The sequence below is a fragment of the Serpens gallinarum genome (assembly GCF_014836765.1).
In the GTDB taxonomy this organism is placed as follows: domain Bacteria; phylum Pseudomonadota; class Gammaproteobacteria; order Pseudomonadales; family Pseudomonadaceae; genus Serpens; species Serpens gallinarum.
In genome coordinates, this window is the sequence record NZ_JACSQG010000020.1 from 1 (window position 1) to 4,302 (window position 4,302).

The 4,302-nt window shown below is 57.7% G+C and carries 4 protein-coding genes; 2 read left to right on the forward strand and 2 right to left on the reverse strand.

Going from position 1 to position 4,302, the window contains the following annotated elements; translation table 11 throughout:
- On the reverse strand, positions 1-83 hold an 83-nt coding region (locus tag H9642_RS18145), incomplete at its 3' end, for a hypothetical protein (RefSeq protein WP_251837862.1).
- Between the two features lie 398 nt (positions 84-481).
- Positions 482-1,402: a LysR family transcriptional regulator gene (locus H9642_RS18150; RefSeq protein ID WP_251837859.1), complete on the reverse strand. Its 921-nt coding sequence runs from the start codon at positions 1,400-1,402 to the stop codon at positions 482-484.
- A 177-nt stretch (positions 1,403-1,579) separates the two neighbouring features.
- On the opposite strand from H9642_RS18150, the gene H9642_RS18155 reads away from it, so the two are divergent.
- Together H9642_RS18155 and H9642_RS18160 are read left to right on the forward strand one after the other, a co-directional pair.
- A complete protein-coding gene (locus H9642_RS18155; protein WP_251837860.1) occupies positions 1,580-2,761 on the forward strand; it encodes an acyl-CoA dehydrogenase in 1,182 nt (393 codons plus the stop codon).
- Positions 2,762-2,782: 21 nt separating this feature from the next.
- On the forward strand, positions 2,783-4,006 hold the full coding sequence (locus tag H9642_RS18160; RefSeq protein WP_251837861.1) for a CaiB/BaiF CoA transferase family protein: 1,224 nt from the start codon (positions 2,783-2,785) through the stop codon (positions 4,004-4,006).
- The last annotated feature ends 296 nt before the right edge of the window (positions 4,007-4,302 follow it).

The window sequence follows — 4,302 nt, forward strand, 5'->3', positions numbered from 1 at the left end:
CCGATGAGTTTCTTCACCGTTTCCGGGGTCGCAGCCACGCGGGTTTCCCCGGTGTGAGTTTCTAGAGGAATGCCGATAAGCACTTCCTGTCTCCTACTTGATCGTTATTTTTATCGCCCCGGCCACACCATGTGGATGGGTTGAGACACCTCACCCGAAGGTCTAATACCAAAGGGGAGGGGCGCGGCATTGTGCAGGTCTGTCGAGGAGCCTTCAACCGTTTTGAAGCAAAACATTCAGAGGACTACAAGTCCGTTAATGACTGGCCGTTCTGATGATTTTGTCCCTTAACAAGGTAGCGGACTTGTTCGCTCATTGCGGGCAAGCAAGAAATTTGCATAGAAACCATCGTGAGCTTGGTTTTTTAACCAAATTACCCGCAGCGACTAAGTGAAGCAGAGCGCTAAACGAACGGCATGCGTGAAAGGTTGCGGGTTTCATAGGCGTATGCATGCCGTCCTGTAGTGTTTTAGGAAAGCCACTACATAATGGTTTCATTCTCTGGGGAGAACTGCCGATAGCTTTGGGCCTCGCTCATCAGCCAATCGCGAAACGAGCCCAATGCAGCTGACTCAGCTTTGCGATCAGGGATCATCAGGTAATAGGCTTTGTCGTTATGGCTGGCCTGTGGATGGGCAATGACCAATTGACCGCTGGCCAGTTCCTGCTCGATTAAAAAAGCAGGAATCAGCGCCACACCCATTTCGTGTATGGCCGCTTGAGCCAGCATGGAAAACAGCTCATAGCGCGGCCCGGTGAGATCTCTGGCTACCTGTATGCCTTGGGATTCGAACCACTGGCGCCAGGCATAAGGGCGGGTGCTCTGTTGTAGCAGTGGCAGGCCGGCAAGCTGTTCCGCATCCAGAGTTGGCTGCCCTTTCAGCCAGGCCGGACTGCATACCGGAACGCTGGATTCGGGCATCAGATAATGCGCCTGGGTGCCTGACCAGTTGGCATCGCCAAAATAGATTGCGGCGTCGAACTGTGTATCGGCGAACAGGAAAGGGCGAGTGCGAGTGTTCAGGTTGACGGTGACCTGAGGGTGCTGCTGCTGAAAACTATTAAGGCGCGGCAGTAGCCAGCGCGTGGCGAAGGTCGGCACCACGGCCAGTTCCAGATTCATCGCGCCCTGCTCGCCCATGATCGACAAGGTGTCGCGCTCGACAGCATCGAGCTGGGCCGCGACCCGGCGACTGTAGGACAGGCCGGCTTCGGTCAGCACCACGCCGCGGCGCGAACGTCGAAACAGGTCCAGACCCAGGAAGGCTTCTAAAGCACCGATCTGGCGGCATACTGCACTTTGCGTCAACGCCAGCTCTTCGGCAGCTCGGGTAAAGCTTTGATGGCGTGCCGCAGCCTCGAAGGCGATCAATGCGGCGGTACTGGGAATCTTGCGGCGCATACGACAAGCTCACTGATGATGACGAATGAAAGCGGTCTTATGCTGTCACGGAGTGAGTAAAGCGCACAACTGGGTGCGTAATCATCGTTTGCAACGCTTTTCCTATGCCGCTTAGGATTCCCTTCATTCCAGGGTGCTGTACAGCGCCTGGGTTCTATATATAAGAAGAGGTGACTCATGGCCGATAAAGCACGTTTCAACTGGGAAGACCCGCTGCTGCTCGATCAGCAGCTGAGCGAAGAAGAACGCATGGTGCGCGACAGCGCCCAGCAGTTCGCCGCTGACAAGCTGGCGCCGCGGGTGCTGGAAGCCTTCCGGCATGAACAGACCGATCCGAAGATCTTCCGCGAAATGGGTGAGACCGGCCTGCTCGGCGCCACTATTCCGGAAGCCTACGGTGGCAGCGGCCTTAACTATGTCTGCTACGGCCTGATCGCGCGCGAAGTGGAACGCATCGATTCCGGCTATCGCTCGATGATGAGTGTGCAGTCCTCGCTGGTGATGGTGCCGATCTTTGAATTCGGCAATGAAACGACCAAGCAGAAGTACCTTCCCAAGCTGGCCAGTGGCGAATATATCGGCTGCTTCGGCCTGACCGAGCCGAATCATGGCTCTGATCCAGGTTCAATGATCACCCGCGCCAAAAAGGTCGAGGGCGGCTATCGGCTGACCGGCAGCAAGATGTGGATCACCAACAGTCCGATCGCCGATGTCTTTGTGGTGTGGGCCAAGGACGATGCCGGCGAAATCCGCGGCTTCGTGCTGGAAAAAGGGTGGCAAGGCCTGAGCGCTCCGGCGATCCACGGCAAGGTGGGCCTGCGCGCCTCGATCACCGGTGAGATTGTCATGGACAATGTATTCGTCCCGGAAGAAAACGCCTTCCCCGAGGTGCGCGGCCTGAAGGGTCCGTTCACCTGCCTGAACTCGGCACGCTATGGCATCAGCTGGGGAGCGCTGGGCGCCGCCGAAGACTGCTGGCACACCGCGCGCCAGTATGTACTGGATCGTCAGCAGTTCGGCCGACCTCTGGCCGCCAACCAACTGATCCAGAAAAAGCTTGCCGACATGCAGACCGAGATCACCTTGGGCTTGCAAGGCTGCCTGCGCCTGGGGCGCATGAAAGATGAAGGCACGGCGGCGGTGGAAATCACCTCACTCATGAAGCGCAACAGTTGCGGCAAGGCGCTGGACGTCGCCCGCCTGGCCCGCGACATGCTGGGTGGAAATGGCATCAGCGACGAGTTCGGTATTGCGCGCCATTTGGTCAACCTGGAAGTGGTCAACACTTACGAAGGCACTCATGACATTCATGCGCTGATTCTTGGGCGCGCTCAAACCGGCATTCAAGCCTTCTATTAATAGAAGGGAAGGGGAGGTTCCATGTCTGGCGCGTTGTCCCATATTCGAGTGCTCGATTTGTCCCGTGTGTTGGCCGGCCCCTGGTGTGGGCAGATCCTGGGCGATCTGGGCGCCGACGTGATCAAAGTCGAGCGTCCTTTGCTCGGCGATGACACCCGCCATTGGGGGCCACCCTTCCTGAAAGACCAGGAGGGGCGAGAGACGGATGAGGCCGCCTATTACCTGGCGACCAATCGCAACAAGCAGTCGATCACCATTGATTTCACTCAGGCCGAGGGTCAGCAGCTGATCCGCGAACTGGTGGCCAAGTCGGATGTGCTGATCGAAAATTTCAAGGTGGGTGGCTTGGCGGCATATGGGCTGGACTACGCCACGCTGAAAACCATCAATCCCCGGCTGATCTACTGTTCGATTACCGGCTTCGGTCAGGACGGCCCCTACGCCAGGCGGGCGGGGTACGACTTCATGATTCAGGCCCTGGGCGGACTGATGAGCGTGACCGGGCGGGGTGATAACGAGGAAGGCGCGGGCCCTGTCAAAGTCGGTGTGGCACTCACGGATATCCTGACGGGGTTGTATGCCACGGTCGGTATTCTGGCTGCGCTCAATCAACGTGAGCAGAGCGGCATCGGCCAGCACGTCGACATGGCATTACTCGACGTACAGGTTGCCTGCCTGGCCAATCAGGCGATGAATTACCTGACTACAGGTGTTTCACCTCGGCGCCTGGGAAACGCTCATCCGAACATCGTGCCCTATCAGGATTTCCCCACGGCAGATGGCGACTTTATCCTCACCGTGGGTAATGACAGTCAGTTCCGCAAATTTTGCGAGGTGGCCGGGCATTCCGAGTGGGCCGACGATCCACGCTTTGCTACTAATAGTGCCCGCGTTGCCCATCGCACGCTGCTGATCCCGCTGATCAAGCAGGTCACCGTGTTCAGGAGCACCGCTGAATGGGTGGCCACACTGGAACAAGCGGGAGTGCCTTGCGGGCCGATCAATGATCTGGCACAGGTGTTCGCCGACCCGCAGGTGCAGGCGCGCGGGCTTAAGGTGGAAATGCCGCACCCGGTGGCTGGCCTTGTGGCGCAAGTGGCCAGCCCCATCAGGTTGTCTGACACGCCGGTCGAGTATCGCCAGGCGCCCCCTACTCTGGGTCAGCATACCGAGCAGATACTGCAGCAACTGCTGAACAAGACTGCTCGGCATATAGCTGATTTGCGTCAAGGTGGGGTCGTCTAGTCAGGCGCATCCTAAACCTGGCTAGAAGCTGTCGAGGCAATTTGTGACGAATATCAAAATAACCGTTGACGGCAGAATCCAGCGGCCTATAATGCGCCCCACTTCCGGTGCAGACCTTGCTGAAAACTCCTTGTAGATCAACGAGTTAAGCGGTTTGAAGAGTATCGGAAGCTTCGCTTTTCGAAGCGAAGGCGGTGCGAGGTTGGAGTTGACAGCGATTCAGGTTGCTGTAGAATTCGCCTCCCGCTACCGAGCTGGGGTTTACTTCGGTCGGTAGCGCAAGTGGTTGAGAAGGT